Here is a 26,172-nt window from a genome sequence, read left to right as displayed (position 1 = left end):
GCCCCGCATGGAACTCGGCGAACTCGTCGGACGGCGGCCCTTCCCGGCCGCCGGTCTGCTGCTCGGCCTCACCCGGCGCTGCCCCCTGAGCTGCGCCCACTGCTCGACCGGATCGTCCCTGGCCGTGCGGGAGGAGCCCGACGCGCGCCAACTGGTGCGCTTCGTGAGCTCGTTCACCACCGCGAACCGGCCCGACGTGGTGATGCTGACCGGGGGCGAGCCACTGCTGCTGCCCGCGCTCGTCGAGGAGCTGAGCGCCCTGGCCCGTGCCGCCGGTTCGCGCACGGCGCTGCTCAGCGGCATGTTCTTCGCCCGCTCGCGGGAGATTCCTCCGTCGGTCCTGCGCGCCATCGCGGGGGTGGACCACTTCTCCGCGAGTCTCGACGCCCACCACGAGCGGGAGATCCCCCGCGCCGACGTGTTCCGCGCCGTGCACCGGGTGCGGGAGGCGGGTGTGGCGGTGAGCTTCCACCTCACCGGAGCGGGGGCGGACGACCCCTACCTCGCCGACATCACCCGCGCCGTGGACGAGGAGTTCGGCGGTCAGGTCCCCTCGCTCGTCAACGAGGTGCGGCCGTTCGGCCGGGCCGCCTCCTGGGCGGCGTCCGCCCGCACCGGTCCGGAGGCGGGCGCGGTCTCCCCGTGCGCCATGGCCGCCTGGCCGGTGGTCGCCTTCGACGGGACGGTGCTCGCCTGCTGCAACCAGGACACCGTGGACCGGCGGCCGGCCCCCGCCCACCTGCGCCTCGGGCACCTCGCCACCGACGACTGGGCGGCCGTACGCCGGCGGGCCCTGGAGTCTCCCGTGCTGCGCATGATCCGCACGGTCGGCCCCGCCCATCTGGCCGCGCGCTCCGGTGTCCCCTCCCGGGGTGCCTCCTACTGCGACGGCTGCCGGTCCCTGGGGTCCGACGGCAGGGTCGCCGCCGAGGCGGACGCGGTGGCGGCGGGGGCCGCGGGTGCGCTGCTGGACCTGGCCGCGGCCCACCGCGGAGCGGCCGAGGGGCCGGTGGGTGTCGTACGGCATCACGGCTGCGCCGCGTACGCGCCGCTGGTCACGGCCCGCGTGACCGCCGCGGGCGGTTCCCGGTGAGCGCCGCCGGGCCGAGCTCATCGGCACGGCTGCGGGTCACCCTGGGGCTGCTGGACGCGGAACTGCTGCGCGCGATGGGGCACATGTGGCGCGAGGAGGAATTGCTGCCGCGCTACCGGCGCTATCTGTGCGCCATGCACGCCGTGGTGCGGGCCTCCGTCCCGCTGATGGAACGCGCCCTGGAGCGGGCCGTGCTGCTGGACGTCTGCGGCGATCCGCTGGCAGGTCCGCTGGCGGCGTACCTCCGCGAGCACATCCGGGAGGAGGAGGGCCACGACGTCTGGCTGCTGGAGGACATCCGTGCGACGGGTTCGCTGCCCGCCGACGCCCTCGCCCCGATGCCCTCGCCGGTCGTCGCCGCGCTCGCCGGCTCCCAGTACTACTGGATCGAGCACCACCACCCGGTGGCCCTGCTCGGCTACATCGCGGTGCTGGAGGGGTACGCGCCCCCGGCAGGCCTGACCTCCCGCATCGCGCGCACGACCGGTCTGCCGGAGACCGCCCTGCGGACGGTGCGGGAGCACGCGGCGCTGGACACGGGCCACCTGGACGAGCTGTACGCGCTGCTGGACCGGCTGCCGCTGACCCGCGGCCAGGAGTCCGACGTGACGGTCAGCGCCCTCCACTCCCTCGACGCGCTCACCAGGCTGTTCGTCCGGCTCGGGCGCTCCGCGGCGGCGCCGCCGCCGCGGAGGGCCGGACCTCTCTCACCGACGGGAGTCACCCCATGACAGGACCACCCGACAGCAGCGGTCTCCCCGGGACACCCGGGCACGGTGAACCGCCCGTGCTGCCGGCCGCGTTGCACGAGGCCGGTCTGCCGGTGGACATGCTCACCGACGAGCAGCGGCTCGTGCTCAGCCAGCTCACGGAGGAGGAACTCGCCGTGCTGCTGGACATCAAGAGCCGGCTGGACGCGGTCGAACCCGAGGTCCGGGCACACGGCGAGATCGCCGGCGGCGCCCTGTTCTGAGCCGTGTCCGCGCGGTCCGGCCGGTCCCGGGGCCCGGGGGCGGACCCCGCGGACCCGGCGGGCAGGGCCGGTACGCACCGGCCCTGCCCGCCCGACAGCCCCGCCCCGCCCGGCCCCGCAGAGAAGGGATCGTCATGAACTGCCCCACGTGCCGCCAGGACCTGCCGGAGGACGCCAGGTTCTGCTCGTCCTGCGGGACGCCGTGCGCCGTCGCCGCAGCCCCCGGGGAGGACGAGCGCAAGCCGGTGACGGTGCTCTTCTGCGACCTCGTCGGCTCCACCGCCCTGTCGGGGGTCCTGGACCCGGAGACCCTGCGCACGGTGACGCTGCGGTACTTCGAGGCGATGAGCGCACAGATCGTGGCGCGGGGCGGCACTCCGGAGAAGTTCATCGGGGACGCCGTGATGGCGGTGTTCGGTGTGCCGGTGGTCCGGGAGGACGACGCCCGGCGTGCGCTGGACGCCGCGCTCGGCATGCGGGACGCCCTGGCCGCGCTCAACGAGGAGCTGAGCGCGACGCTCGGCATCACCCTGGCGACCCGGATCGGCGTCAACACCGGCCAGGTGGTCGCCGGTGGCGACGCGACGGCCCGTCAGGCCCTGGTCTCGGGAGAGACCGTCAACATCGCCGCACGCCTGGAGCAGCACGCCGGCGCCGGCGAGATCCTCCTCGGCCCGGACACCCTGCTCGCCGCCGGGCCCACGGTCTCCGCCGAGCCCACCGGGCCGCTCCGGCTGAAGGGCAAGCAGGACAGCGTGGAGGCCTACCGGCTGCTGGCCCTGGGCGCGGACGATCCGGCGCTGCTGCGCCGCTTCGACGTGCCCTTCGTCGGACGTCACTCCGAGCAGGGTGCGCTGGACGCGGCCCTGTCGGACACGGTGAGCGAGGGCAGTGCCCGTCTGCTGCGCGTCTCCGGCGAGCCCGGCATCGGCAAGACCCGGCTCATCCGGGAGTGGCTGGCACGGCGTTCCGCCTCGGGACTCCTCTCCTACGGGGCCGGCCGGTGCCGTGCCCACGGCGACCAGGGCACGCTCACCCCCCTCGCCGACGCCCTGCGCGGAGTGCCGGACCTCACCGCCGCCCCGGAGCGGCCGCGGGGCCGTACCGCCCGGTCGGGCACGGCGGCCGAGGACGCGGCGGCCCTGCTCTCCGCGGGCGTACTGCGCGACGGGACGCCGAACGCCCCGTTCGAGGACCTGTGCGCCGCCCTGGCCACGACGCTGGGCCGGGCCGCCCGGAGCCGGCCCTACGTGCTGGTGCTCGACGACACCCACGAGGCGGCGCCCCTGCTGATGCGCACGCTGGAGCGGCTGGCGGACGGTACGGGGCCGGCCGGTGTGCTGATGGTCTGTGTGGGCCGCCCGGACGGGACGGCCGACACCGAGGGCTGCCTCCAGCTCACGGGGCTGCCCCGCGAGGAGAGTCTCCGGCTCGCCCAACTGCTGGCGGGGCTCGACGGCGGCGCGGGCCCGGTGGACGAGCGGCTCCTGTCGCGTGCCGAGGGCAATCCCCTCCATCTGGAACAGCTGCTGGTCGGCGGCGGGGTGGACAGGGTCGCCTCGGACGGAGGCGGCGGGCTGCCGCCCACGCTCCAGGCCCTGCTCGGCGCCCGGATCGGTGCGCTGGCCCGGACGGAGCGGACCGTGGTCGATCTCGCCGCCGTGGTCGGCCGCGAGTTCACCGCGGTGGAGCTCCTCCTGCTGGAGACGTCCGCGCGGCTCGCGGAGCGGCGGGGCCCCGCGGTGGTGGAGGTGTCCCCCGCGGAACGGGCTCACCACCTGGGTCGCATCGAGGAGGTGCTGGCGGCGCTGACCGGGCGGCGCCTGGTGGAACCCGCTCCGGGGACGGGGCAGTCGGGCTACCGGTTCAGCAGTGGTCTGGTGCACGAGGTGACGTACGCGTCGCTGTCCAAGCGGGCCAAGGCCGACCGCCACGCCTGGGCGGCCGAACTGCCCCGGGTGCTGCGGGCCGGTGACGGCGCCGTCGGCGGCCATCTCGAACGGGCCTGCCGCTACCGGACCGAGCTCGGGCTGCTCGACGACCGGACCGGGCAGCTCCGCGGCCGTGCAGCGGCCGCGCTGGGCCGCGCCGGGGCCCAGGCCGCGTCCCGGTCCGACCTCACCTGGGCGGACGACCTGCTGGAGCGGGCGGTCGAGCTGGACCCGGAGGACGCGGGCTCGGTCCGCAGGCTCGGCGAGGTCCGGGTGGCCCTCGGGCGCACCGCGAGCGGCGCCGGACTGCTGCGCCGGGTGAGCGGGATGGAGGCGGTGCCGGTGGAGTCCGCGCACGCCAGGCTCGCGCTCGCGGTGCTGGATCCCTCGGGCCCGGGCCCCGGTCTCACGGCCACGGCGCGGGCGGTGCTCCCGGTCTTCGAGGCGGCCGGGGACGCGGTCGGCCGGGCCAGGTCGCATCTGAGGCTCGCCCAGCACCTCCAGCAGGCAGGCCGGCACGAGGAGGCGGAACGCGACCAGGCGTGCGCCCTGGAGCAGGCGGTCCTGGCGGGGGCCGAGCCGGAACGGGCCGGCGCTCTCGGCGCCATCGGCATCTCGCTGTGGCGCGGTCCGGTGCCGGCCCCCGAGGCGGTGGCCCGCTGCCGTGCGCTGCTCGCGGCGCACGGCGAGGGCCGCCCGACGGTCCGGCTCACCCTCAACTGCCCGCTCGCGGTGCTGTACGCCCTCCAGGACCGGCCGCGTGAGGCGCGTGCCTGTATCGCCGAGGCCCGGGATCTCGCCGGGAAGCTGCGGTTCGCCGAGGCCGAGGTGTTCCTGCCGGTGTTCGGGGCCGCGGTGGAGGCGCTGCTCGGCCACGGCCCGGCGGCGCTGGCCCTGCTGGCGCGGGCGGACGAGGCGGCCCGGCGCGCCGACGCGGGCGGGCTGCGGACGGCGGTCGCGCTGGACGCGGCCCGGATCGAGCTCGACGGGGGCCGGACCCGGCGGGCGGCGGCCTGGGTCGCGGGCGTCGGGGAGGCGGCGGAGCTGAGCCCCGCGGACGCCGTCGACCTGAACGGGCTGCGGGGCCGGCTGGCCGCCGCCGACGGGCGTCCGGCGGAGGCGGCCGGTCACGCCGACCGGGCGGTGCGGGCGTCGCTGCTGACGGACTCCCCGCTGGTCCGGGCGACGGCGGAGCTGGACCGGGCCCGGACCCTGTTCGCGCTGGGGCGGCGGGCTCCCGCCCTGGCCTCGGCACGGGCGGCGCGGGAGCACTTCGTGAGCAAGGGGCACCTTCCGGGTGCCCGCCTGGCCGCCGGCTGCGTGCCGGACGAGGCCATGGTCACCACGACGGAGAGGAGCTGACCGATGGGAACCGTCGGAACAGGCACGGTGCCGGGGCAGGGGCTCACCTGGAGCCTGCGCGGGCGCGGCCCCGAAGACGTACCGGTGCCCGCGGACGAGGGGCCCCCGGGCGGTCTGCCCGCGAAGCAGGCGACGGGGCGCGGTGTGCGGGTGTGCGTGGTGGATTCGGGCGTGGAGCTCGACCACCCGCTGGTGGGTCCCGTGGAGAGTTCGTGGGTGGTGGTCAAGGACCCGGGGAGCGGGGCGGTCACGGTCGAGCCGACAAACACCGGCGACACCTGCGGGCACGGGACGGCATGCGCGGGGATCATCCGCCGCACCGCGCCCGACTGCGAGATCCACAGCGTGCGGGTGCTCGGCGAGCGTTTCTCCGGCACCGGTGACGTCCTGATGGCCGGGCTGCGGTGGGCCGTGGAGCAGCGCTTCGACGTGGTGAACCTGAGCCTGTCGACCACCCGGTCCCGCTTCGCCCCCGAGCTGCACGGGCTGGCCGACCAGGCCTACTTCGGCCGTACGGTGATCGTCGCGTCGGCGCACAACACGCCGGTGGAGAGCTTCCCCTGGCGGTTCGCCTCGGTGATCTCCGTGGGCAGCCACCAGGAGGACGACGAGCTTCACCTGTACAACCCGCAGCCGCCGGTGGAGTTCTTCGGGCCGGGGCAGAACGTGTCGGTGCCGTGGCTGGGCGGCACGACGATCCGCACCACCGGCAACAGCTTCGCCACCCCGTACGTCGCGGGGCTCTGCGCCCGTGTCCTGTCCGGGCACCCCAGGATGACGGCCTTTCAGCTCAAGAACGCCCTTTACCTGTCCGCGGCCAACGTGCACGCGGACCCGCGTCCCTCCACTGCGGCAGGAGATACCCGTGACGACTCCGAGAACTGACGCCATGCTCCCTCCGGCGTCCTTCCCCGTACCCGGCCCGGGTGATGCCGCCCGGCACGAGCTGCTCCAGTCGGTCGTCGACGTGGCGCGCGCCATCTTCGGGGCGGCGGCGAGCTCCGTCTGCCTGCTGGACGAGGAGGCGGACGAACTGGTCTTCCAGGCGGTCTCCGGAGAGGGCGAGGAGTTCCTGGTGGGGCGCCGGTTCCCCGCGGGGCGGGGCATCGCCGGCTGGGTGGCGACCTCGGGCGAGCCGATGATCGTCGACGACCTGAGCCGGAACACGTCCTTCGACCGGTCGCTGGCGGAGTCGACGGAGTACGTCCCGGACGCCTTGATGGCCGCCCCGCTGATCAGCGACGCGCGTGTCCTCGGGGTGCTGGAGGTGCTGGACCCCTCGCCCCAGGCCCGGTCGGACGTCCGTGAACTGGATCTGCTGGCGATGTTCGCCCGGCAGGCGGCGGCCGCGCTGCGGGTGCTCGCCCCGCAGCAGGCGGACGCGGGGGTGCTGGAGGGCGAACGGCGCGAGGACGCGTTGCAGCTGCTCGGCAGCCTGGAACGGCTCCTGCGGGGCACGGGCTGAGGGCCCGTACGCTGGGCGTCGCGCGGGAGTGACGGCCGGGTCCGTAGGGCAGGAGCCGGGGAGCCGGGCGGTTCCGCGCGCCGGCCCCCTGTGGAAGGACACACCGTGAAGCTCGCTTTCTCGACCCTCGGAGTTCCGGGGATGCCCGTGGCGGACGTGGTGCGGCTCGCCGCCGGGAACGGCTACCACGGGGTGGAGCTGCGCGCCCATCCCGAGGAGCCGGTCCACCCGGGTCTCACCGCTCCCGAACGGGCCGCCGTCGTGGAGGAGTTCAAGCGGGGCGGGGTCGAGGTGCTGACCGTCGCCGGATATGTGAGGGTCGCCGCGGAGGGCGAGGACGGGCCGGTGCTCTCGGCGCTCACCGAGCTGGTGGAGCTGGCCCGGGACCTGGGGGCCGCGTACGTCCGGGTGTTCCCGGGCGGCGGGGACCAGGACGCGGCGGAGGCGGACGCGACCGCCGCCCGGCGGCTGGGCGCGGCCGCGCCGCACGCCGCCGACCTGGGTGTGCGGATCCTGCTGGAGACCCACGACTCGCACCGGGCCGGGGCGGATGTGGCGCGGGTCGTGGGAACGGTCGGGCACGGGCAGATCGGTGCGATCTGGGACGTGATGCACACCTGGCTCGCGGGCGAGGAGCCCGCGGCCACCCATGCGGTGCTGGCCCCGCACCTGGGATACGTCCAGGTGAAGGACATCGCGTCGGCCGAGGACACCACGCCGTTGGCGCTCGGTGCCGGGACGCTGCCGCTGAAGGAGTGCCTGGACACGCCCGCCTCCGACGGGTGGGTCTGCTGGGAGTACGAGAAGCGCTGGTACCCGGAGGCGGCCGAGCTGCCCGGCCTGCTGGCCGCAGGCCGGGAGCACCTGCTGGGGCTCGGCGCCCCGAAGCAGTAGGCAGGAGCTCCCCCGGAGCCGGGTCAGACCCGCGCCTCCTCGATCACCGGCACGGGTGGTGCGGCGGCACGGCGGGGGCCGGTCAGGGAGGTCAGGGCCACCCCGCCGACCAGCAGCGCGGCGGCGCACCACCGCAGCGGGCCGACCTCCTCGCCGAGGAGGAGCGCGGCCGACGACATGCCGAAGACGGGCACCAGCAGGGTGAAGGGGGCCACGGACGAGGCCGGGTGGTGGCGGAGCAGGAAGCCCCAGGCTCCGAAGCCGAAGACGGTGGAGATCCAGGCGACGTAGACGACGGTTCCGGCGCCGGCCCAGTCGAGCGAGGTCAGGGCCTCGGCGTCACGGTCCCACCCCTCGAAGAGCAGGGAGAGGCCGAGGAGCGGCAGTACGGGGACGGTCGAGACCCACACCATGAAGTTGAGGGAGTCCGGCGGGGCCGCCCTGCGGGTGATCACGTTGGAGACGCCCCAGCAGGCGGCCGCCAGGATCACCAGCGCGAAGGCGAGCACGGGCCCGCCCGCCCCCTCGTCGACGGCGGCGACCCCGATCCCCGCGAGCGCGACCCCCATCCCCAGGACCCGTGTCCTGCCGGGCCTCTCGGAGAGGACCAGGGCCGCGAACAGGGCGGTGAAGACGGCCTGGACCTGGAGGACGAGGGAGGAGAGCCCGGGGGGCATGCCCTGGTCCATCCCGATGAAGAGCAGCCCGAACTTGGCCACGCCCAGTGCCAGGCCGACGCCGATGACGTACTTCCAGGCCACCGTGGGCCGGCCGACGAGGAACACGGCGGGCAGCGCCGCGACGAGGAAGCGCAGGGCGGAGAAGAGCAGGGGCGGGAAGTGGGCGAGACCCACCTCGATGACGACGAAGTTCACACCCCAGACGGCGGCGACCAGCGCGGCCAGGGCGATGTGGAGGGGACGCATGGACCGAGCATCCGACGCCGGGACCATGTAGCACCAGCGCGGATTTCTTCATGGTTGGATTAAGCGCTGCTCACGCTTCCTTCCGTTCGGGGGTCCCGGTGCTCGATCTGTCCCGGCTGCGCGCCCTGCACGCCGTCTCCGTCCACGGCTCGGTCGCGGGCGCGGCGACCGCGCTCGGCTACACCGCGTCGGCGGTCTCGCAGCAGATCACCAAGCTGGAGCGGGAGACCCGCACGACGCTCCTGGAACGCCGCGGTCGCGGCGTGGCGCTCACCGAGGAGGCGCTCCATCTGGCGTCCACCGCACAGCGGTTGCTGGCCATCGTGGAGCAGGCCGAGACGACGCTCGAACAGCGCAGGGGGCAGCCGACGGGACGGCTCTCCATCGCCGCGTTCGCCTCCGCCGCGCGCGGACTGCTGCCCGGGGTACTGGCGGAGCTGGGGCGGGAGCATCCGGCGCTGGACGCACGGCTCACCGAGGTCGATCCGCACCTCTCCGTCGACCTGGTGGCGAAGGGCGTGGTCGATCTGGCGGTGGCCCACGACTGGGACATCAGCCCGCTGCCCGCACCGGAGGGCCTCGCACAGGCGGTGCTCGGTGAGGACCGGTGCGACCTGCTGGTGCCACAGGGGCATCCGCTCGCCGGCCGCCAGGCGGTCCGGCGGGAGGAGCTGGCCTCCGAGCGGTGGGTGTGCCAGCCGCCGGGCACGGTGTGCCACGACTGGCTCCTGCGGACGCTGCGTGCGGCGGGGTGCGAGCCGGACATCCGGCACCAGGCCGAGGAGAACCACACCCAGCTGGCCCTGGTCGCCGCCGGGCTCGGCGTGGCGATGATGCCCCGGCTGGGCAGGGGTCCGCTGCCGGAGGGCGTGGTCGCGGTGCACCTGGACCCCGTGCCGGTGCGGCGGCTGTACGCGCTGTGGCGGACGGAGGCGGCGCGGCGGCCCGCGATCATCGCGGCGGTGGCGACGCTGCGGGGAGCGGCGGCCGAGGTGCTCCGCACGGCCCGGTGAGGGGATGGAGCGGAGCGGCACTCCTGACGACCTCTCATGAATACACAACAATTATTGCGCAATTTTTATTGTGCATATTTTCCTCTCTGCCTAGGCTCAGGAACATGGCCACGGAGAAGAAGACGCAGAGCATCACCGATCTCGACGCGCTGAAGGTCTTCGCCCATCCCCTGCGCATCGCCCTCTACCGACACCTGAGGACGAAGGAGGCCGCCACCGCCTCCCAGCTCGCGGAGCAGGTGGACGAGGCAGTGGCGTTGGTCAGCTACCACCTGCGCAAGATGGCGGCCCACGGATTTCTCGTCGAGGCACCGGAGCTGAGCACGGACGGTCGCGAACGCTGGTGGAAGCTCACGTCGGACCGGGGGTGGAGCTTCCGCAGCTCCGACTTCACGGGGGACCCCGAGGGCGCGGCGGTGGTCGGACAGGTGACACGCCATCTGCTCTCGACCCGGGCGGAGCGGTACTCCGCTTATCTCGACCAGCAGGCGGCATGGTCCGAGGAGTGGACCGACGCCGCGTTCAGCTCCGAGTACACACCGCGGCTGACCGCGGCGGAACTGGCGGAGTTGGGCCAGGAGATCGCAGCGCTCGTGCAGCGTTACGGCGAACGCGGCCGGGCTGCCGAGGCCGCCGGCGGCACCACGGGCCGCGAGCATGTCGCCCTTCATCTGTACGGCTTCCCCTACCGCTCCCCCGGCGGCACGGCATGACGGAGCCCGGCGCGATACCGGCCCCGGCCGGATCGCCGCCCGCCCACCGGGACGCGAACGTGCTGCGCTGGCTCGGCGCGCTCACCCTCTCGCTCCTGGGCGACAACGTGTACTTCCTGGCCCTCTCCTGGGCGGCGATCCACGTCGGCGGCCCCGCCGAGGCGGGGATGGTCCTGGCCGCAGGATCCCTGCCGCGCGTCGTCCTCATGCTGGGCGGAGGCGTGCTGGCCGACCGGCTGGGGCCGCGCAGGGTGATGATCGGCAGCGACCTGACGCGCTGCGCGGTGATCCTGGCCATGGCGGGCATCCTGGCCGTCTCGACCCCGGGCGTGTGGTTGCTGGTGCTGCTGGGTCTGGTCTTCGGGGCGGTGGACGCCTTGTTCCTGCCCTCGGTCGGCGCTCTGCCGCCACGGATCACAGGGCCGGACCAACTGGCCCGTGTGCAGGGCCTCCGGGGCCTCGCCACCCGTGCGGCCACCATCGGAGGTTCGCCGCTCGGCGGTCTGGCGCTGGCAATGGGGGGTCCGGCCTCCGCATTCGCGGTCGCCGGTGCCATGTTCGCCGTGTCAGTGCCGCTACTGATCGCCTTGAAGGTCGCACCCCTCCCCCGGGCCGACGGCGAGCAGGCCGGGGCGCGTGGCACCCCGTGGCACGACCTCGCCGACGGGCTCCGGCACATTCGGCGCGACCGGGTCCTGGCTCCGCTGGTGCTCGTCATCGCGATAGGCGACCTCGGCTTCGCCGGACCGCTGAACATCGGCCTGACCCTCCTGGCGGACGAGCACGGCTGGGGCGCCGCCGGACTCGGCTGGATCGTGGGCGGCTTCGGCCTGGGGGCGGCCGGTGCCTCCCTCCTCCTGACCGCCCGCGGCCACCTCCCGCGCGCGGGGCTCGTGCAACAGGGCTGTCTGACTCTCGGGGCGGTGGCCATCGGCGCGCTCGCCTTCGCCCCCTCCCTCGGCGTCGCGGTCGGGGTCGGAATCACCATCGGCCTCACCGCCGGACTCAGCGGGGCCCTGTGCGCGGCCCTTCTGCAGACGGCCGCCGATCCCGCGTACCTCGGCCGGGTCAGCTCGGTGGCGGCCCTGTCCTCGCTGGGCCTCGCTCCGCTGACGTATCCCCTCAGCGGAGCGGCCATCGCCGCATGGGGGACGCAGCCGGTCTTCACCGTCAGCGCCGCGTTCGTGGCGCTCGGGGCACTCGTCGGATTCAGCACCCGGTCGTTGCGGTGCGCCGAGCTGCCGGGGACGAGAGCGGGAGCAACCACGGCGGTGCCTTCCGGCCCGGCCGGAGGCTGAGGCCCGGTCGCCGCACCCATGTCCGGGCATGTCCCCCCTGCTCCCCGCGTGTCCCGGCCGTTCTCGGGCGGCCCTCTTGACTGGTAGTTACTTTCCATATATCCGTACCTTCTTGGAAGTTTCTTTCAGCACCGGAAGGGGCTCACGTGCACCACCGCACCTCCAGACGCACCCTCCTCACCGCCACCGCGGCGACAGCCGTGGCCGCGGCCACCGGCGTCGCCGCCCTCCCCGGCACCGCGCAGGCAGCCGCCGCCCGCACGTCCTCGGACAGCCGTCTCAAGCGGCTCATCGCCCGGATGAGCCTGGAGGAGAAGGTCGGCCAGCTCTTCGTGATGCGGGTGTACGGCCACTCCGCCACCGAGCCCGACCAGGCGGACATCGACGCCAACCTCAAGGAGATCGGGGTCCGCGACGCCACCGAGCTGATCTCCACGTACCACGTCGGCGGCATCATCTACTTCGCCTGGGCGCACAACACCCGCGACCCGCACCAGATCGCCGACCTCTCCAACGGCATCCAGCGGGCCGGGCTCGCCGGACCCACCCCGGTGCCGCTCCTCGTCTCCACGGACCAGGAACACGGCATCGTGTGCCGGGTGGGCGAGCCCGCGACGCTGCTGCCGGGCGCGATGGCGCTGGGTGCGGGCGGTTCACGCACCGACGCGCGCACGGCGGGCCGGATCGCCGGGGCCGAGCTCGCGGCCCTGGGCATCAACCAGAACTACGCGCCGGACGCGGACGTCAACGTCAACCCGGCCAACCCGGTCATCGGCGTGCGTTCCTTCGGCTCCGATCCGGACTCGGTCGCCGGGATGGTCACCGCGCAGGTGAAGGGCTATCAGAGCTCGGGCGTCGCCTCGACGGCCAAGCACTTCCCGGGCCACGGGGACACCAGCACCGACAGCCACACCGGCCTGCCGGTCATCAGCCACACCCGCGAGCAGTGGGCCGAGCTGGACGCACCGCCGTTCCGGGCCGCCGTCGCCGCCGGGATCGACTCGATCATGACGGCCCACATCGTGGTGCCGGCCCTGGACCCGTCGGAGGACCCGGCCACCCTCTCGCACCCGATCCTCACCGGCATCCTGCGCGAGGAACTCGGCTACGACGGTGTGGTGGTCACCGACGCCCTCGGGATGGAGGGCGTACGCACGAAGTACGGCGACGAGCGGGTGCCCGTCCTCGCGCTGCTGGCCGGCGTCGACCAGCTGCTGAACCCGCCGGACCTGAAGGTCGCCTGGAACGCCGTACTGAACGCGGTGCGCAGCGGCGAGATCAGCGAGGCCCGCATCGAGGAATCGATTCTGCGCATCCTGCGGCTGAAGACGAAGCTGGGCCTGTTCCGCGACCCGTACGTCACCCACCGGGGCGTCGACCGCACCGTCGGCATCCGGTCGCACCTCGCCGACGCGGACAGGATCGCCGAGCGCACGACGACGCTGCTCGCCAACACCGGCGCGCTGCTGCCGCTGTCCCGCCGGTCCCACAGGAACCTGCTGGTGGTCGGGGCCGATCCCGCCTCCCCCAGCGGCACGACGGGTCCCCCGACGACCACCCTCGCCGGGGCCTTCACGGAGCTGGGGTACACGGCGACCGCGCTGTCCACCGGCACCGCCCCGACCCAGGCGAAGATCGCGGAGGCGGTGGCCGCGGCACAGGGCAAGGACGCCGTGGTCGTGGGCACGTACAACGTCACGGCGACCAGCACGCAGCGCACCCTGGTCAGCGCCCTCGCGGCGACCGGCGTCCCGGTGATCACGGTCGCGATCCGGAATCCGTACGACATCGCCCAGCTGGCCGGGACGGGGTACACCGCGAGCCTGGCCGCCTACTCCTGGACCGATGTCGAACTCCGGGCGGCCGTACGGGTGATCGCGGGCCGGGCGGAACCGAAGGGCCGGCTCCCGGTGCCGGTGCAGCGGGCGGACGCCCCCGCGCAGGCGCTCTACCCGGTCGGCTACGGCCTGTCGTACAGGTCCTGAGACCGGCGGGCCGTGTCCGCCGGGTGTGCTCACACCCGGCGGACGCGGCCCGCCTCGGAGCCGTACGGGCCTGTTACGGCCTCAGCGTGCCCCGGTTCCGCTGGAGTTCGTCGTCCCGCTTGTCGAGACGGGCGTCGAACTTCGCGAGCGGCTTCGCCTTCGCCGGGTCGGCCTCGACGGCCGCGGGGGCGACCCCGGCCCAGCGGAGGATGGCCGCGGTGGCCCGGGCCTTCTCGTCGGCCACGAGGCCGGCGACCTTGGAGCCGTGGTTGCCGCCGGGCACGGTGTAGACGTAGCTGTCCCTGGCGCCCTTGCCGAGGCGGAAGGGCTCGGCGCCCCACGGGTCGTTCTCGCCGTAGACGTACAGCATGTGCCGGGCGTTGTTCCTGACCCAGCTGTCCACGTCACGCATCGCCGAGTGCTGGAACGTCATCGGGATGGAGCGGGGCACGAAGCTGCGCGGCGGCTGGTAGCCGTAGCGGCTGAGCTTGCCGAGCCAGGGCTGCCGGATGTCGGGCGAACCGAGCTGGGTGCCGGCCTGGTAGTAGTACGGCGTGTAGGTCTCCAGCCCCTGGTCGGCGTAGGCGGAGAAGCCCGAGATGCCGTCGACGGAGTCCCAGATCTCCTGGTCGGTGGCGTGCGCCGCGTCGGCCGGGATGCTCTCGCAGTCGGCGAGCAGGCTGTACTGCCAGAAGGCCCAGACGTAGTCCATGACGACGGCCTCGTACGCCTTGTCGAGCGTGCCGACCGTGTCGAAGGTGAGGCCGTTCCCGGCTGCGTACGCCTCGTACTTCTTCTCCAGCGGCGCACGGCGGACGAGCGCCTCACGCTGGACCCCGGCCAGCCTGTCCCGGCACTCCTCGGTGCCGACGCGCGCGAGGAACCGGTCGTACGCGGAGTCCTCGTCGTTGACCACGTCGTTGGGCGCGACATAGGCGACGACGCCGTCCATGTCCTTGGGGTAGAAGCGCTCGAAGTAGGTGGCGGTCATGCCGCCCTTGGAGCCGCCCGTGGTGAGCCAGTTCTCCGAGTAGATCTTCTTCAGTGCCGTGAAGACGCGGTGCTGGTCGCTGGCCGCCTGCCAGATGTCGAGCTTCGACCAATCGGCGGGTGACGGGCGGGACGGGGTGAAGAACCGGTACTCCAGGGAGACCTGGTTGCCGTCGATGATCTGCGTCGGCTCACTGCGGCTGGGGTTGGTCGAGACGTTGTAGCCACTGGTGAAGAAGACCGTGGGCCGGGCCGTGTCCTTGTGCAGCAGCGTGACGCGCTGCTGGAAGGTCCCCTTGGAGGGGTGCCTGTGGTCCACCGGCTGGGTGTAGTTCAGGACGAAGAAGCGGTAACCGGGGTACGGCTTCTCCTCGATCAGACTCATGCCCGGGATGGCCAGGATGCGGTCCTTGATGTCCTCGCTGCTGTTCTCGCCGCTGGTGGCCGAGCCGCTGCCGGTCGAGCTGCTCTGCTTCGCGGCCGGTTCCGCGGCGGTGGCCGCACCGGCCGAGGCCCCGGTCGCACTCACTGTGCCTATGAGCACCGCGAGCGACAGAATGCCTCTGAGCGCCTTGCGCATGCACCCTCCCCTTGATTCACGACAGTCGCCGTGAACCTAGCGGGGGCACCGCCTGCCACGCCAGACCCACCCGCGTGTCAGCACAGGATCCACCCGGTGGACCCCGAGGACCCTCCGACCGCACCCGAGGCACGGACGCAGCGGTTGAGCGCGTGCACCGTGACCGGGCCGGCCAGCCTGGTGAAGCCGCCGCTGTCGACGACCGCGTGTCCGCCCCTCGGCTGCAGCGACACCCGCATCGCCCGTCGCGCCCCCGGCTTCCTGGCGACCGTGACGGCGCAGGCGTAGGCGCGGCTCTTGTACACACGCAGCGAACCGGTCGGGAACGTCACCGTTTTGACCAGCCGCCCGGAGCAGGCCGACGCGGCGTGGGCGGGGGCCGAGCCGGCGGGACCCGTCACGAGGCCGAGGGCCCCGAGCAGCGGCAGGACGAGCAGCACCACCGCCGCACGCCGGCCTCCCGGCCGCCTCTCCGGACCCACCGGCCTCACCGGCCTCGTCACACCGTCCACCCTGTCCACCCCGCCCGCTTCATCGAACACACCTTCCCTGGCCGGACGCACGTACGCACGGGTCTACGACGCGGGAAGGGCGTCCGGAGGTTGCGGGACGGGGTCACGAGGTCAGACGCCCGCCGGGGTGTCCTCCCCGATGCCCTCCCCTATGAAGGTGCGCCACAGCCGGGCGTACGCGCCGTCCCTGGCCAGCAGCTCGTCGTGGGTGCCGTCCTCGGCGACCCGGCCCCCGTCCATCACCACGACCCGGTCGGCGCGCGCGGCCGTCGTCAGCCGGTGGGCCACCACCAGCGTGGTGCGCCGGCCCGCCAGCCGGTCGGTTGCCTGGTTGACCTGCGCCTCACTGGCCAGGTCGAGGGAGGCGGTCGCCTCGTCGAGCAGCAGGATGTCCGGGTCGACCAGCTCGGCCCGGGCGAGCGCGATCAGCTGGCGCTGCCCGGCGGACAGGTTGCGGCCCCGCTCGGCCACCTCGTGCAGGTAGCCGCTCTCCAGCGTGGCGATCATCTCGTGCGCGCCGACCGCTCTGGCCGCCGCCTCCACCTGTGCGTCGGTGGCCTCCGGCCGGCCGTAGGCGATGGCGTCGCGGATCGTGCCCTCGAAGAGGTAGGCCTCCTGCGGCACGACTCCGAGGCGGTGGCGGTAGGCGGTCCTGTCGAGCCGGCGCAGGTCCGTGCCGTCGGCCGTGACCCGTCCGCTCGTCGGGTCGTAGAAGCGGGCGACGAGCTTGACCAGGGTGGACTTGCCCGCTCCCGTCTCGCCGACGAAGGCGACCGTCTGGCCCGCCGGGATGCGCAGGTCGATCCCCGTGAGGGCCTCCTCCTCGCCGGTGTAGGCGAAGGACACGTCCTCGAAGGCGATCTCGCCGCGCAGCGACGTCACGTCCTGCGGCTCGTCGTGATCGGCCGTGGAGGTCGGCTCCCGCAGGAGTTCCTGGATCCGGCCGAGGGAGACGCTGGCCTGCTGGTAGCCGTCGAAGACCTGGGAGAGCTGCTGCACGGGGGCGAAGAACAGGTCGATGTAGAGCAGATAGGCGACCAGCGCGCCCGTGGTCAGGGTGCCGTTGTCGACGCGGCCCGCGCCGACGATCAGCACGGCGGCCGCCGCGACCGAGGCCAGCAGCTGCACGAACGGGAAGTAGACGGAGATCAGCCACTGCCCGCGCACCCTGGCCTGGCGGTAGTGGTCGCTGCGCGCCGCGAACCGCTCGGCCCCGTCGCGCTCGCGCCGGAACGCCTGCACGATCCGCAGCCCGGCGACGGACTCCTGGAGGTCGGCGTTGACGACGCTGATGCGGGTCCGCGCCAGCTCGTACGCCGTGACGCTCTTGCGGCGGAAGAAGAACGTGCCGACGATCAGCAGCGGCAGCGTCGCGAAGACGACCAGGGCCAGCTCGACGTCGAGGACGAGGAGCACGACCGTGATGCCGAGGAAGGTGACGAGAGAGACGAAGGCGGTGACCAGACCGGTCTGAAGGAACGTGGACAGCGCGTCGACGTCGGTCGTCATGCGGGTCATGATCCGGCCGGTCAGCTCGCGCTCGTAGTAGTCGAGGCCGAGCCGCTGGAGCTGCGCGAAGATCTTGAGGCGCAGCGAGTACAGCACGCGTTCACCGGTGCGTCCGGTCATCCGGGTCTCGCCGATCTGCGCCGCCCACTGCACGAGGACGGCGAGCAGGCCGAGGGCGGCAGCCGCCCAGACGGCGCCGAGCGCCATCTTGGTGACACCGTCGTCGATCCCGTGCCGGATCAGCACGGGCAGCAGCAGGCCCATGCCCGCGTCGACGGCCACCAGCCCCAGGCTCACGAGCAGCGGGAGGCCGAAGCCGTGCAGCAGCCGGCGCAGGCCGTACGACTTCTCCGGGCGCGCCGCGCTCGTTTCGTCGATGGCGGGGGTGTCGGTGGCCGGCGGGAGCGCCTCGACCTGGGCGAGGAGCTCCGGGGTGGCGGGCATGCCGGAGGCGGCCGCGTCGCGCTGCTCCTCCTTGCGGATCCACAGCCCGGGGGTGACACCGGTCTCGGCGTCGAACTCGGCGTCCAGCTCCTCCTGGAGCGCGCGGTCGTCCTCGGGCGCCGGGGCGACCGTCGGCAGGTGCCCGGGAGAGGTGCCGCCCATCTCGTCCGGGTCGGTGAGCAGCCTGCGGTAGAGCGCCGAGCGGCGCTCCAGCTCCGCGTGCGTGCCGATGTCGGCGAGCCGGCCCTGGTCGAGGACGGCGATGCGGTCGGCGAGGCCGAGGGTGGAGCGGCGGTGGGCTATCAGCAGGGTGGTGCGGCCCTCCATGACCTGGGCCAGGACCTCGTGGATCTCGTGCTCGACGCGTGCGTCGACGGCGGAGGTGGCGTCGTCGAGCAGCAGGAGTCGGGGGTCGGTCAGGAGGGCGCGGGCGAGCGCGACGCGCTGGCGCTGCCCTCCGGAGAGGGTGAGCCCGTGCTCCCCGACCTTGGTGTCGTACCCCTCGGGCAGGGCGGAGATGAAGCCGTGCGCCTGGGCGGCACGCGCGGCCCGCTCGATCTGCTCCTGGGTGGCACCCGGGTAGCCGTAGGCGATGTTGGAGCCGACGGACTCGGAGAAGAGGAAGCTGTCCTCCGGCACGAGGCCGATCGCGGCCCGCAGCGAGTCCTGGGTCAGCTCCCGGACGTCGTGGCCGCCGACCAGTACGGCGCCGTGCGACACGTCGTAGAAGCGGGGCAGCAGGAGCGAGACGGTGGACTTGCCGCTGCCGGAGGCTCCGACGACGGCCACCGTCTCGCCCGGCTCGATGGTGAGGGAGAACCCGTCGAGGACCGGGCGGTCCTCGTCGTAGCCGAAGCGGACGTCGTCGAACTCGACGCTCGCGGGCGCGTCGGCCGGGAGCCTCTTGGTGCCGTCCTTCAGCGACGGCTCGGTGTCGATCAGCTCCAGGACGCGCTCGACACCGGCCCTGGCCTGCTGGCCGACGGTGAGGACCATGGCGAGCATCCGGACCGGGCCGACGAGCTGGGCGAGGTAGGTGGAGAAGGCGACGAACGTGCCGAGCGTGATCTCGCCCCTGGTGGCGAGCCAGCCGCCGAGGGCGAGCATCGCGACCTGTCCGAGCGACGGGACGGCTTGGAGGGCCGGGGTGTAGCGGGAGTTCAGCCGGATCGTGCGCAGACGGCCTGCGAAGAGCCTGCGGCTGACCTCGCGCAGCTTCCCGGCCTCCTGCTCCTCCTGGCCGAACCCCTTGACGACCCGGACGCCGGAGACGGCTCCGTCGACCACTCCGGCCACGGCCGCCGCCTGGCTCTGGGCGTACCAGGTGGCGGGGAAGAGCCGGGCCTTGGAGCGGCGGGCGATGAACCAGAGGGCGGGGGCGACGGCCAGGGCGACGAGCGTCAGGGGCAGCGAGAGCCACGCCATGATCACCAGGGAGATGAGGAAGAGCAGGACGTTCCCGATGGTCATCGGGAGCATGAACAGGAGGCCCTGGATCAGCTGCAGGTCGCTGGTGGCACGCCCCACGACCTGCCCGGTGGAGAGCTCGTCCTGCCGCTTCCCGTCGAGCCGGGTGAGGGTGTCGTACATCTCGGTCCGCAGGTCGTGCTGGACGTCGAGAGCGAGCCGGCCGCCGTAGTAGCGGCGCACGAACGTGGCGGCGTAGACGATGAGGGCGGCACCGATGAGCAGGCCGGTCCACACGCCGAGGGAGCGGGTGTGGCTGCCGACGACGTCGTCGATGATCACCTTGGTGATGAGCGGGACGAGGGCCATCACGCCCATGCCCGCGAGGGAGGACCCCAGGGCCAGCACGACGTTGCGGCGGTAGCGCCAGGCGTATCCGCCCAGCCGCCTGCCCCACCCCTGTTGCTCCGCGCCCTGCTGCTCCGCGCCCGCCACCCGTGCCTCCTGATGTCCCCGTCGCCCCGCCTGACCTACCGCATGTCCCCAACGCGGCCGGATGCGGATTTCATCCTTCCGCAACAATTCTCGGCCGATGGGCGGAGAAGAGGGCGGGTGGTCCTAGGACCTCCGGGGTACGGATGATCACGCACCTACCGGTACGGGACCGAAGGACGGGGCAGGCGATGGCGAACGATCTCGGGGCGGAGGCCCACCTCTGCGGCCGGCTGTACGCGGCACTGGCGGAACTGCAGCGCCTGGGCGAGGGCGAGCACCACTCGCTCGGCAGGGCGGAGGTCCTGAAGAAGCTCGCCCTGGAGCCGTCGAAGCACCTGACCGAGCACCTCCACATGGCCGGGAAGTACCTGCTGGCGGCCAGGAACAGGGGGCAGGGCGCCACCGCCGCCGTGGTGTTCCGGTCGCTCCCGGATCTGCTGCCCTCCGGGAGGGGCCTGCCGGGCTCGCTGCGCGACACCGTGCTGCAGGGCCGCTTCCACGAGGGCCGCACGACGCAGGAGGCCACGATCGGCAAGGCCGGCTGAAGCGGGGGCCGGGCCGGAGCCCGGCCCCCTCTCCGCTAGAGGTGCGTCGGCTCGAACATCTTCAGCAGCGCGGGAAGCACCACCACCGACGGGCCGGGGGCCGCGAGGGCCTTGCCGAGGTCGGCGGCCAGGGTCTCCGGGGTCGTACGGACCGCGGGGACGCCGAAGGACTCGGCGAGGGCGACGAAGTCCGGGCGGGAGAGCTCGGTCGCGGTGGCCTCGCCGAAGGCGCCCGTCATGTACTCCCGCAGGATGCCGTAGCCCCCGTCGTCGACGATCAGCCAGGTGACCGGCAGGTCGTACTGGCGCACGGTGGCGAGCTCGGCGATCGAGTACATCGCGCCGCCGTCGCCGGAGACCGCGAGCACGGGCCTGGTGCGGTCGGCCGCGGCGGCGCCGATGGCGGCAGGGAAGCCGTAGCCGAGACCGCCCGCGCCCTGCGCCGAGTGCATCGTGTTCGGATGGCGGGCGTCGAAGGCGGACCAGGCCCAGTAGGCGAGGATCGTCATGTCCCAGAAGCTGGGCGAGGTGTCGGGCAGTGCCTCGCGGACGGAGGCGATCACCCGCTGCTCCAGCGTGAGGTCCTGGGCGGCGATCCGCTCGCGGACCCGCTCCAGCAGCTCCCGGACGCGTTCCGCCGCGGTGTCGTCCTTCCGCGGCTCCACCGCGTCCAGGAGGCCGGCGAGCGCCTCGCGCGCGTCGGAGTGGATGCCGAGCGCGGGGTGGTTGGACTCCAGCTTCCCGGCGTCGGCCTCGATCTGGATGACGCGGCCGCGCGGGGCGAACGTGTGGTAGTTCGAGGAGAGCTCCCCCAGTCCCGAGCCGACGACCAGCAGGACGTCCGCGGACTCCAGGAAGTCCGTGGTCCAGCGGTCCTCCAGCCACGACTGGAGCGAGAGCGGGTGCTCCCAGGGGAAGGCACCCTTGCCGCCGAAGGTGGCGACGACGGGGGCGTCGATCTTCTCGGCGAGGGCAAGCAGCTTGCCCGCCGCGTCGGAGCGCACGACCCCGCCGCCCGCGATGATCGCCGGGCGCTCGGCCTTCGACAGCAGGTGGGCGGCCGCGACGGTCAGCTCCGGGCGCGGGTACAGCTCACGGGGCGTGGCGTCCAGCGCGCTGACGACGGGCAGGGTGGTCTCGGCGAGCAGCACGTCCTGCGGGATCTCGACCCAGACCGGCCCGTGCGGGGCCGTCAGCGCGGACTCCCAGGCGGCGGCGATCGCGGAGGGGACCTGCGAGGCCGTGCGTACGGTGTGCACCGACTTCACGATGTCGCGGAAGGACGCCTTCTGGTCGCGGAGCTCGTGCAGGTAGCCGTGGCGCCCACCGCCGAGTCCGGCGGTGGGGATCTGGCTGGAGATCGCCAGCACGGGCGCCGAGGCCGCGGCCGCCTCCTGGAGGGCCGCCAGCGAGGTCAGGGCGCCGGGACCGGTGGAGAGCAGCAGGGGCGCCACCTCACCGGTGATCCGGCCGTAGGCGTCGGCGGCGAAGCCCGCGTTGTTCTCGACGCGCAGGCCGACGTACGAGAGCGAGGAGCGGCGCAGGGCGTCGAACATGCCGAGCGCGTGCTGGCCGGGCAGCCCGAAGACGGTGGTGGCGCCGAGTCCCTGGAGGGTCTCGACGACCAGGTCGCCGCCGTTGCGGCCGGGCGGCGGGTTCAGGGCCGCCTCCGCCTGCGCGGCTGTGAGCTGCGGCCGGTCGTCGTGGTCGTGACTCACTTGGTGCGGCCTTCCGCGATCTGGCGGGACATGATCGTCGTCAGCTCGTACGCCGTGTGCGAGGCGGCGACGGAGGTGATCTCCGCGTGGTCGTACGCCGGGGCGACCTCGACGAGGTCGGCCGAGACCAGGTGGCAGGAGGAGAGTCCGCGCACGATCTCCAGGAGCTCGCGCGAGGTCAGGCCGCCGGCCTCGGGCGTGCCGGTGCCGGGGGCGTGCGCCGGGTCGAGCACGTCGATGTCGATGGAGATGTAGAGCGGCCGGTCGCCGATGCGCTGCCGCAGCTGGTCGGCGATCTCGTCGACCCCGCGCCGCATGACGTCGGCCGAGGTGACGATGCCGAAGCCCATCTTGGCGTCGTCGTCCAGGTCCTGCTTGCCGTACAACGGGCCGCGGGTGCCGACGTGGGACAGCGCCTCCGTGTCGAGGATGCCCTCCTCGACGGCGCGGCGGAACGGGGTCCCGTGGGTGTACTCCGCGCCGAAGTAGGTGTCCCAGGTGTCCAGGTGCGCGTCGAAGTGGAGCAGGGCGACGGGGCCGTGCTTCTTGGCGACGGAGCGCAGCAGCGGCAGCGCGATGGTGTGGTCGCCGCCGAGCGTCATCAGCCGGGCGCCGGTGGAGAGCAGGTCGTCGGCGGCGGCCTCGATGGTCTCGACGGCCTCGTTGATGTTGAACGGGTTGGCCGCGATGTCACCCGCGTCGGCGACCTGGGCGAGCGCGAAGGGGGAGGCGTCCTGCGCCGGGTTGTAGGGGCGCAGGAGCCGGGATGCCTCGCGGATCGCGTTGCCGCCGAAGCGGGCGCCGGGCCGGTAGGAGACACCGGTGTCGAAGGGCACGCCGACGACGGCGACATCGGCGGTGCCGACCTCGTCGAGCCGCGGCAGCCGGGCGAACGTCGCGGGTCCGGCGTACCGCGGGACGCGGGAGGAGTCGACGGGGCCGCGCGGCGCTTCGTTGCTGCTCATGGGTGCGGGTGCCTTTCGTTCAGCCATGCACGCCTTGTGGGCGTTCATACGGTGTTCAGTCTGTCAGGGGCCGTTCGGACCCCCTGCTTCGGTGGCCCTGCGGGCCCTTGCCTCGGTGGCCGTTCGGGCCCTGCTTCGGTGGCCCTGCGGGCCCGCTTCGGTGGCCGGTCAGACGCCGACGGGGTCCGGGGCGGCCGTCTCCTCGGTCCCACGTCCCGCCAGCCGCTCGCGCCAGGCGCTGAGCACGGCCGCGTCCGTCGGCTTCGTCGCCAGGGAGACGACGACGTACACCGCGAGCGAGGCGAGCAGTCCGTAGTAGACGGGCTCGTTGGCGAGGATTCCGTATCCCGCCATCAGCCCGATCACCGCGGCACCGCCGACGGCCACGGCGGCCAGCGCGCCCGCCGCCGTGCCCCTGCGCCAGAGCAGCCCGCCGAGGATCGGCACCAGCAGCCCGCCGACGAGCAGGTTGTAGGCGACGGTCAGCGCCTCGACGACGTTGTTGAGCGCGATGGCGATCACGATGACCGCGACGCCCATGATGAGGATGAAGGCCCGGTTGCCCTTCACCTCGTCCCGTTCCACGCCGTCGTCCTTGGCGACCACACCCCGCAGCCGCGACCAGATGTCGTTGTTGGCCACGGTCGCGCAGGCGATCAGGGCGCCGGAGGACGTGGACATCACCGCGGCGAGCGCGGCGGCGAGCACCAGCCCCCGCACACCGACCGGCAGTTCGTCCTTCACGATCGTCGCGAAGGCCGCGTCCGCGCTGGGCAGCGTCGGGTACATGACCTTCGCCGCCGTGCCGATGACCGCACCGGCGACCGCGTACACCAGGCAGTACGTGCCGGCGACGGTGCCGCCCCAGCGCGCCGTGCGGTCGTTGCGGGCGGTGAACACGCGCTGCCAGATGTCCTGGCCGATCAGCATGCCGAAGGTGTAGATCAGGACGTACGTGAAGATCGTCTCGCCGCCGATGCCCAGCGGGTCGAAGTACTCGGTGGGCAGCTCCGCCTTCATCTCGCTGAAGCCGCCGGCCTTGACGACGGCGATCGGCAGGAGGAGCAGCAGGACGCCGATCGTCTTGACGACGAACTGCACCATGTCGGTGATCGTGATCGACCACATGCCGCCGAGCGTCGAGTACGCGACGACGATGGCGCCGCCCAGGATGATCGCGACGGTCCGGTTCACGTCGAACAGGACGTCGAAGATGGTGGCGTAGGCGATGGTCGAGGTGACCGCGAGCATCAGCGTGTACGCCCACATGACGACGCCGGAGATGACTCCGGCCCGTCCGCCGTAGCGCAGGTCGAGCATCTCGGAGACGGTGTAGACCTTCAGCCGGGCGATGCGCGCGGAGAAGAAGACGGAGAGCGCGAGCAGCCCGAGGCCGATCGTGAAGACCATCCACGCGCCGGAGAGCCCGTACTGGTAGCCGAGGCCCACGCCGCCGATCGTCGAGGCTCCGCCGAGGACGATCGCGGCCATGGTGCCGGAGTACATCCAGGGGCCGAGCCGCCGTCCCGCGACCAGGAACTCGCTCTTGGACTTGGCGCGGCGCATGCCCCACCAGCCCATGGCGAGCATGCCGGCCAGATAGACCACGATCACCGCGTAGTCGACAGCCATGGGCTTTCCTCCGTCTCGTTTCCGCTCAGGGGTCGGGGGTGGTCATGAAGACGGTAGGTGGCCGGAAGCCGACGCTGAAGTGTACGTTTTCTCCATCCTCACTCAGAAGAATGGATGGATCATCCATGCCCGACACGCCCGCCGGGCCTCCCACCCCGCCGATCCTCCTGACCGAACTGCTGGGCAGCCAGGAGCTCGGGCTGCGGCTGCTCGCGGGACCGGAGCAGGCGGATCTGCTCTGGGTGCACACCTCGGAGATGGCCGACCCGTACCCGTATCTGCTCGGCGGGGAGCTGCTGCTGACCGCCGGGGTCCAGCTCAGTGACGCGGACACCTATGTGGCCCGGCTGGTCGAGGCGGGCGCCTCGGCACTGGGCTTCGGGGTGACCCCGGTGTACGACACCGTGCCGGACGCCCTGGTGGCGGCCTGCGAACGGCACCGTCTGCCGCTGGTCGAGGTGCCTCCCGAGACCCGGTTCACCGCGATCGCCCGCGCGGTGTGGCGGCTGATGGCGGAGGCCCGGCACCGCGAGCTGCGCCGGGTCACCCGCGCCCAGCAGGCGCTGGCGACGGCGGCGGCCCGCCCCGACCCGGTGCCGGCGGTACTGCGCCAGCTCGCCGTGCAGCTGGAGGGCCGGGTCGCGCTGCTCACCGCGGACGGCGGGGTGCTCCACGCGGCGGGCGACCGCACCGCCCCGGACGTCCAGACGGCTCTGGCCAGGCTGGCACGGGTGGTGGTCCCGTCCACGGCCCCGGGGGCCGGGACCGGCGGGACCGCCGGGACCGCCCCGGGAGCCGGGACCGCCGGCCGTCAGCCCAGCCCCTCCTCGGCCGCCGAGTCCAGGGGCGGCGTCCACCTCTTCGCGTACGCCCTGGGGGGTGGGCAGGGGCTGGCCCTCGCCCTGGCGACACCCCGGCGCGACGCGGGCGACCACACCGTCGCCGGGATCGCCGTGGTGCTCCTCTCCCTGCTCACCGCCCCGCACCAGGGCGCCGACGCGGCGGGCCGCTCGGCGGCGCTGGTGCGGCTGCTGCTCGGCGCGGCACCGCCGGAGGTCGCTCCGCTGCTGGGTGACGGCGACACCTGGACGGTGGTCCACGCCCGCCGCACCGACGGCGCCCCCGCCGACCCGCTGAACGCCGGGGCGCTGGGCGCGGCGCTGGGCTCGGCCCTGTCCGACGGGGACCGGGAGACCGTACGGGTCCTGCTCCACGGCCGCCGCACGGTACCCCCGCAGCCGGGCTGGACCATAGGCGTCTCGGAGCCGTCCCCGGTCGAGGCCCTGCCCGACGCCGACGCGCAGGCGGCCCGCGCCCTGGGCCACGCCGTGGCCACCCGCGTCCCGGTGTGCGCGTACCGCCCCGGGGTCGGAGGTCTCGCCGGGCTCGTCCCGCCCGGCCGTGCCGAGGCCCACGCCCGCGCCCTGCTGGCCCCCCTCACCGGGCCCCTGGCCGAGACCCTGCGCTGCTGGCTGAGCCTCCACGGCAGCTGGGACCGTACCGCCGCCGCCCTCCGGGTCCACCGCAACACCGTCCGCCAGCGCGTCGCCCGGTGCGCGGCGCTGCTCGGCATGGACCTGGACGACATGGATGTACGGACGGAGCTGTGGTTCGCCCTACGGAGCCGGACGTAACAGGACGGAGCCGGACGGGGCCGTACGCATCTGGACGCATCCGGACGCATCTGGACGCGGACACGGCCGGAGCCGGACGCTGCCCGCT

Annotated in this window: 20 protein-coding genes; 13 read left to right on the top strand and 7 right to left on the bottom strand. The window is 73.4% G+C overall.

Features of this window, described 5'->3' with window-relative positions; genetic code table 11:
• Positions 1-7: 7 nt before the first annotated feature.
• From ACFC51_RS06965 to ACFC51_RS06935, 7 genes are all read left to right on the top strand, one after another.
• Positions 8-1,093: a radical SAM protein gene (locus ACFC51_RS06965; RefSeq protein ID WP_376527339.1), complete on the top strand. Its 1,086-nt coding sequence runs from the start codon at positions 8-10 to the stop codon at positions 1,091-1,093.
• The gene (locus ACFC51_RS06960) at positions 1,090-1,824 is read left to right on the top strand and encodes an iron-containing redox enzyme family protein (RefSeq protein ID WP_376367019.1); all 735 of its coding nucleotides are present in this window, start codon (positions 1,090-1,092) and stop codon (positions 1,822-1,824) included. The genes ACFC51_RS06965 and ACFC51_RS06960 overlap by 4 nt, the downstream gene beginning before the upstream one ends.
• Positions 1,821-2,066: an aroma-sacti cluster domain-containing protein gene (locus ACFC51_RS06955; RefSeq protein ID WP_376367021.1), complete on the top strand. Its 246-nt coding sequence runs from the start codon at positions 1,821-1,823 to the stop codon at positions 2,064-2,066. Before ACFC51_RS06960 ends, ACFC51_RS06955 begins: the two co-directional genes overlap by 4 nt.
• Positions 2,067-2,200: 134 nt before the next feature.
• Positions 2,201-5,359 carry an adenylate/guanylate cyclase domain-containing protein gene (locus ACFC51_RS06950; RefSeq protein WP_376527337.1) on the top strand — a complete coding sequence of 1,053 codons (3,159 nt, stop codon included), beginning with the start codon at positions 2,201-2,203 and terminating at the stop codon, positions 5,357-5,359.
• 3 nt (positions 5,360-5,362) lie between these two features.
• The gene (locus ACFC51_RS06945) at positions 5,363-6,244 is read left to right on the top strand and encodes a S8 family serine peptidase (RefSeq protein WP_376367025.1); all 882 of its coding nucleotides are present in this window, start codon (positions 5,363-5,365) and stop codon (positions 6,242-6,244) included.
• 4 nt (positions 6,245-6,248) lie between these two features.
• Positions 6,249-6,824, top strand: a complete 576-nt coding sequence (locus ACFC51_RS06940) for a GAF domain-containing protein (RefSeq protein WP_376367363.1) — start codon at positions 6,249-6,251, stop codon at positions 6,822-6,824.
• A gap of 105 nt (positions 6,825-6,929) precedes the next feature.
• On the top strand, positions 6,930-7,718 hold the full coding sequence (locus ACFC51_RS06935) for a sugar phosphate isomerase/epimerase family protein (protein WP_376367027.1): 789 nt from the start codon (positions 6,930-6,932) through the stop codon (positions 7,716-7,718).
• A 23-nt stretch (positions 7,719-7,741) separates the two neighbouring features.
• Here ACFC51_RS06935 and ACFC51_RS06930 read toward each other — a convergent pair whose 3' ends face one another.
• Entirely contained in the window at positions 7,742-8,644 is a 903-nt protein-coding gene (locus ACFC51_RS06930; protein ID WP_376367029.1) for an EamA family transporter, read from the bottom strand.
• A gap of 98 nt (positions 8,645-8,742) precedes the next feature.
• On the opposite strand from ACFC51_RS06930, the gene ACFC51_RS06925 reads away from it, so the two are divergent.
• The 4 genes from ACFC51_RS06925 to ACFC51_RS06910 all read left to right on the top strand — a co-directional run bounded on the left by ACFC51_RS06925 (position 8,743) and on the right by ACFC51_RS06910 (position 13,653).
• Entirely contained in the window at positions 8,743-9,657 is a 915-nt protein-coding gene (locus ACFC51_RS06925) for a LysR family transcriptional regulator (protein ID WP_376367031.1), read from the top strand.
• A 104-nt stretch (positions 9,658-9,761) separates the two neighbouring features.
• Positions 9,762-10,370, top strand: coding sequence for an ArsR/SmtB family transcription factor (locus ACFC51_RS06920; RefSeq protein WP_376367033.1), 609 nt, complete (start codon positions 9,762-9,764; stop codon positions 10,368-10,370).
• Positions 10,367-11,668, top strand: coding sequence for an MFS transporter (locus ACFC51_RS06915; RefSeq protein ID WP_376367035.1), 1,302 nt, complete (start codon positions 10,367-10,369; stop codon positions 11,666-11,668). The genes ACFC51_RS06920 and ACFC51_RS06915 overlap by 4 nt, the downstream gene beginning before the upstream one ends.
• A gap of 146 nt (positions 11,669-11,814) precedes the next feature.
• Positions 11,815-13,653, top strand: a complete 1,839-nt coding sequence (locus ACFC51_RS06910) for a glycoside hydrolase family 3 protein (RefSeq protein WP_376527335.1) — start codon at positions 11,815-11,817, stop codon at positions 13,651-13,653.
• Between the two features lie 73 nt (positions 13,654-13,726).
• Here ACFC51_RS06910 and ACFC51_RS06905 read toward each other — a convergent pair whose 3' ends face one another.
• The 3 genes from ACFC51_RS06905 to ACFC51_RS06895 form a co-directional block, all read right to left on the bottom strand.
• A complete protein-coding gene (locus tag ACFC51_RS06905; protein WP_376367038.1) occupies positions 13,727-15,223 on the bottom strand; it encodes a S28 family serine protease in 1,497 nt (498 codons plus the stop codon).
• A gap of 77 nt (positions 15,224-15,300) precedes the next feature.
• Positions 15,301-15,726 (bottom strand): hypothetical protein, encoded by a 426-nt coding sequence (locus ACFC51_RS06900; RefSeq protein WP_376367040.1) that lies wholly within the window; start codon positions 15,724-15,726, stop codon positions 15,301-15,303.
• 120 nt (positions 15,727-15,846) lie between these two features.
• Positions 15,847-19,590 carry an ABC transporter ATP-binding protein gene (locus tag ACFC51_RS06895; protein ID WP_376527332.1) on the bottom strand — a complete coding sequence of 1,248 codons (3,744 nt, stop codon included), beginning with the start codon at positions 19,588-19,590 and terminating at the stop codon, positions 15,847-15,849.
• 188 nt (positions 19,591-19,778) lie between these two features.
• On the opposite strand from ACFC51_RS06895, the gene ACFC51_RS06890 reads away from it, so the two are divergent.
• Positions 19,779-20,135, top strand: a complete 357-nt coding sequence (locus ACFC51_RS06890) for a hypothetical protein (protein ID WP_376367044.1) — start codon at positions 19,779-19,781, stop codon at positions 20,133-20,135.
• Between the two features lie 35 nt (positions 20,136-20,170).
• Here the strand turns inward: ACFC51_RS06890 and ACFC51_RS06885 are convergent, their stop codons facing one another.
• The 3 genes from ACFC51_RS06885 to ACFC51_RS06875 form a co-directional block, all read right to left on the bottom strand.
• Positions 20,171-21,853 (bottom strand): thiamine pyrophosphate-binding protein, encoded by a 1,683-nt coding sequence (locus ACFC51_RS06885; RefSeq protein WP_376527329.1) that lies wholly within the window; start codon positions 21,851-21,853, stop codon positions 20,171-20,173.
• Positions 21,850-22,818 (bottom strand): agmatinase, encoded by a 969-nt coding sequence (gene speB, locus ACFC51_RS06880; protein WP_376367048.1) that lies wholly within the window; start codon positions 22,816-22,818, stop codon positions 21,850-21,852. Before speB ends, ACFC51_RS06885 begins: the two co-directional genes overlap by 4 nt.
• 168 nt (positions 22,819-22,986) lie before the next feature.
• Positions 22,987-24,450 (bottom strand): sodium:solute symporter, encoded by a 1,464-nt coding sequence (locus ACFC51_RS06875; protein WP_376527327.1) that lies wholly within the window; start codon positions 24,448-24,450, stop codon positions 22,987-22,989.
• 125 nt (positions 24,451-24,575) lie between these two features.
• Here ACFC51_RS06875 and ACFC51_RS06870 point away from each other — a divergent pair, with 125 nt between their 5' ends.
• A complete protein-coding gene (locus ACFC51_RS06870; RefSeq protein ID WP_376527324.1) occupies positions 24,576-26,084 on the top strand; it encodes a PucR family transcriptional regulator in 1,509 nt (502 codons plus the stop codon).
• Positions 26,085-26,172: the final 88 nt, after the last annotated feature.

The sequence above is a fragment of the Streptomyces sp. NPDC055962 genome, assembly GCF_042270185.1.
Taxonomy (GTDB): Bacteria; Actinomycetota; Actinomycetes; order Streptomycetales; family Streptomycetaceae; genus Streptomyces.
This window is presented reverse-complemented; position numbering and strand designations above follow the sequence as displayed.

Excerpts from the sequence above, each read along its gene's own strand:
- ACFC51_RS06965 (WP_376527339.1), top strand. The coding sequence starts at position 8 with ATGGAACTCGGCGAACTCGTCGGACGGCGGCCCTTCCCGGCCGCCGGT.
- ACFC51_RS06955 (WP_376367021.1), top strand. The coding sequence starts at position 1,821 with ATGACAGGACCACCCGACAGCAGCGGTCTCCCCGGGACACCCGGGCAC.
- ACFC51_RS06950 (WP_376527337.1), top strand. The coding sequence starts at position 2,201 with ATGAACTGCCCCACGTGCCGCCAGGACCTGCCGGAGGACGCCAGGTTC.
- ACFC51_RS06945 (WP_376367025.1), top strand. The coding sequence starts at position 5,363 with ATGGGAACCGTCGGAACAGGCACGGTGCCGGGGCAGGGGCTCACCTGG.
- ACFC51_RS06940 (WP_376367363.1), top strand. The coding sequence starts at position 6,249 with ATGCTCCCTCCGGCGTCCTTCCCCGTACCCGGCCCGGGTGATGCCGCC.
- ACFC51_RS06930 (WP_376367029.1), bottom strand. The coding sequence starts at position 8,644 with ATGCGTCCCCTCCACATCGCCCTGGCCGCGCTGGTCGCCGCCGTCTGG.
- ACFC51_RS06920 (WP_376367033.1), top strand. The coding sequence starts at position 9,762 with ATGGCCACGGAGAAGAAGACGCAGAGCATCACCGATCTCGACGCGCTG.
- ACFC51_RS06915 (WP_376367035.1), top strand. The coding sequence starts at position 10,367 with ATGACGGAGCCCGGCGCGATACCGGCCCCGGCCGGATCGCCGCCCGCC.
- ACFC51_RS06905 (WP_376367038.1), bottom strand. The coding sequence starts at position 15,223 with ATGCGCAAGGCGCTCAGAGGCATTCTGTCGCTCGCGGTGCTCATAGGC.
- ACFC51_RS06890 (WP_376367044.1), top strand. The coding sequence starts at position 19,779 with ATGGCGAACGATCTCGGGGCGGAGGCCCACCTCTGCGGCCGGCTGTAC.
- speB (WP_376367048.1), bottom strand. The coding sequence starts at position 22,818 with ATGAGCAGCAACGAAGCGCCGCGCGGCCCCGTCGACTCCTCCCGCGTC.
- ACFC51_RS06875 (WP_376527327.1), bottom strand. The coding sequence starts at position 24,450 with ATGGCTGTCGACTACGCGGTGATCGTGGTCTATCTGGCCGGCATGCTC.
- ACFC51_RS06870 (WP_376527324.1), top strand. The coding sequence starts at position 24,576 with ATGCCCGACACGCCCGCCGGGCCTCCCACCCCGCCGATCCTCCTGACC.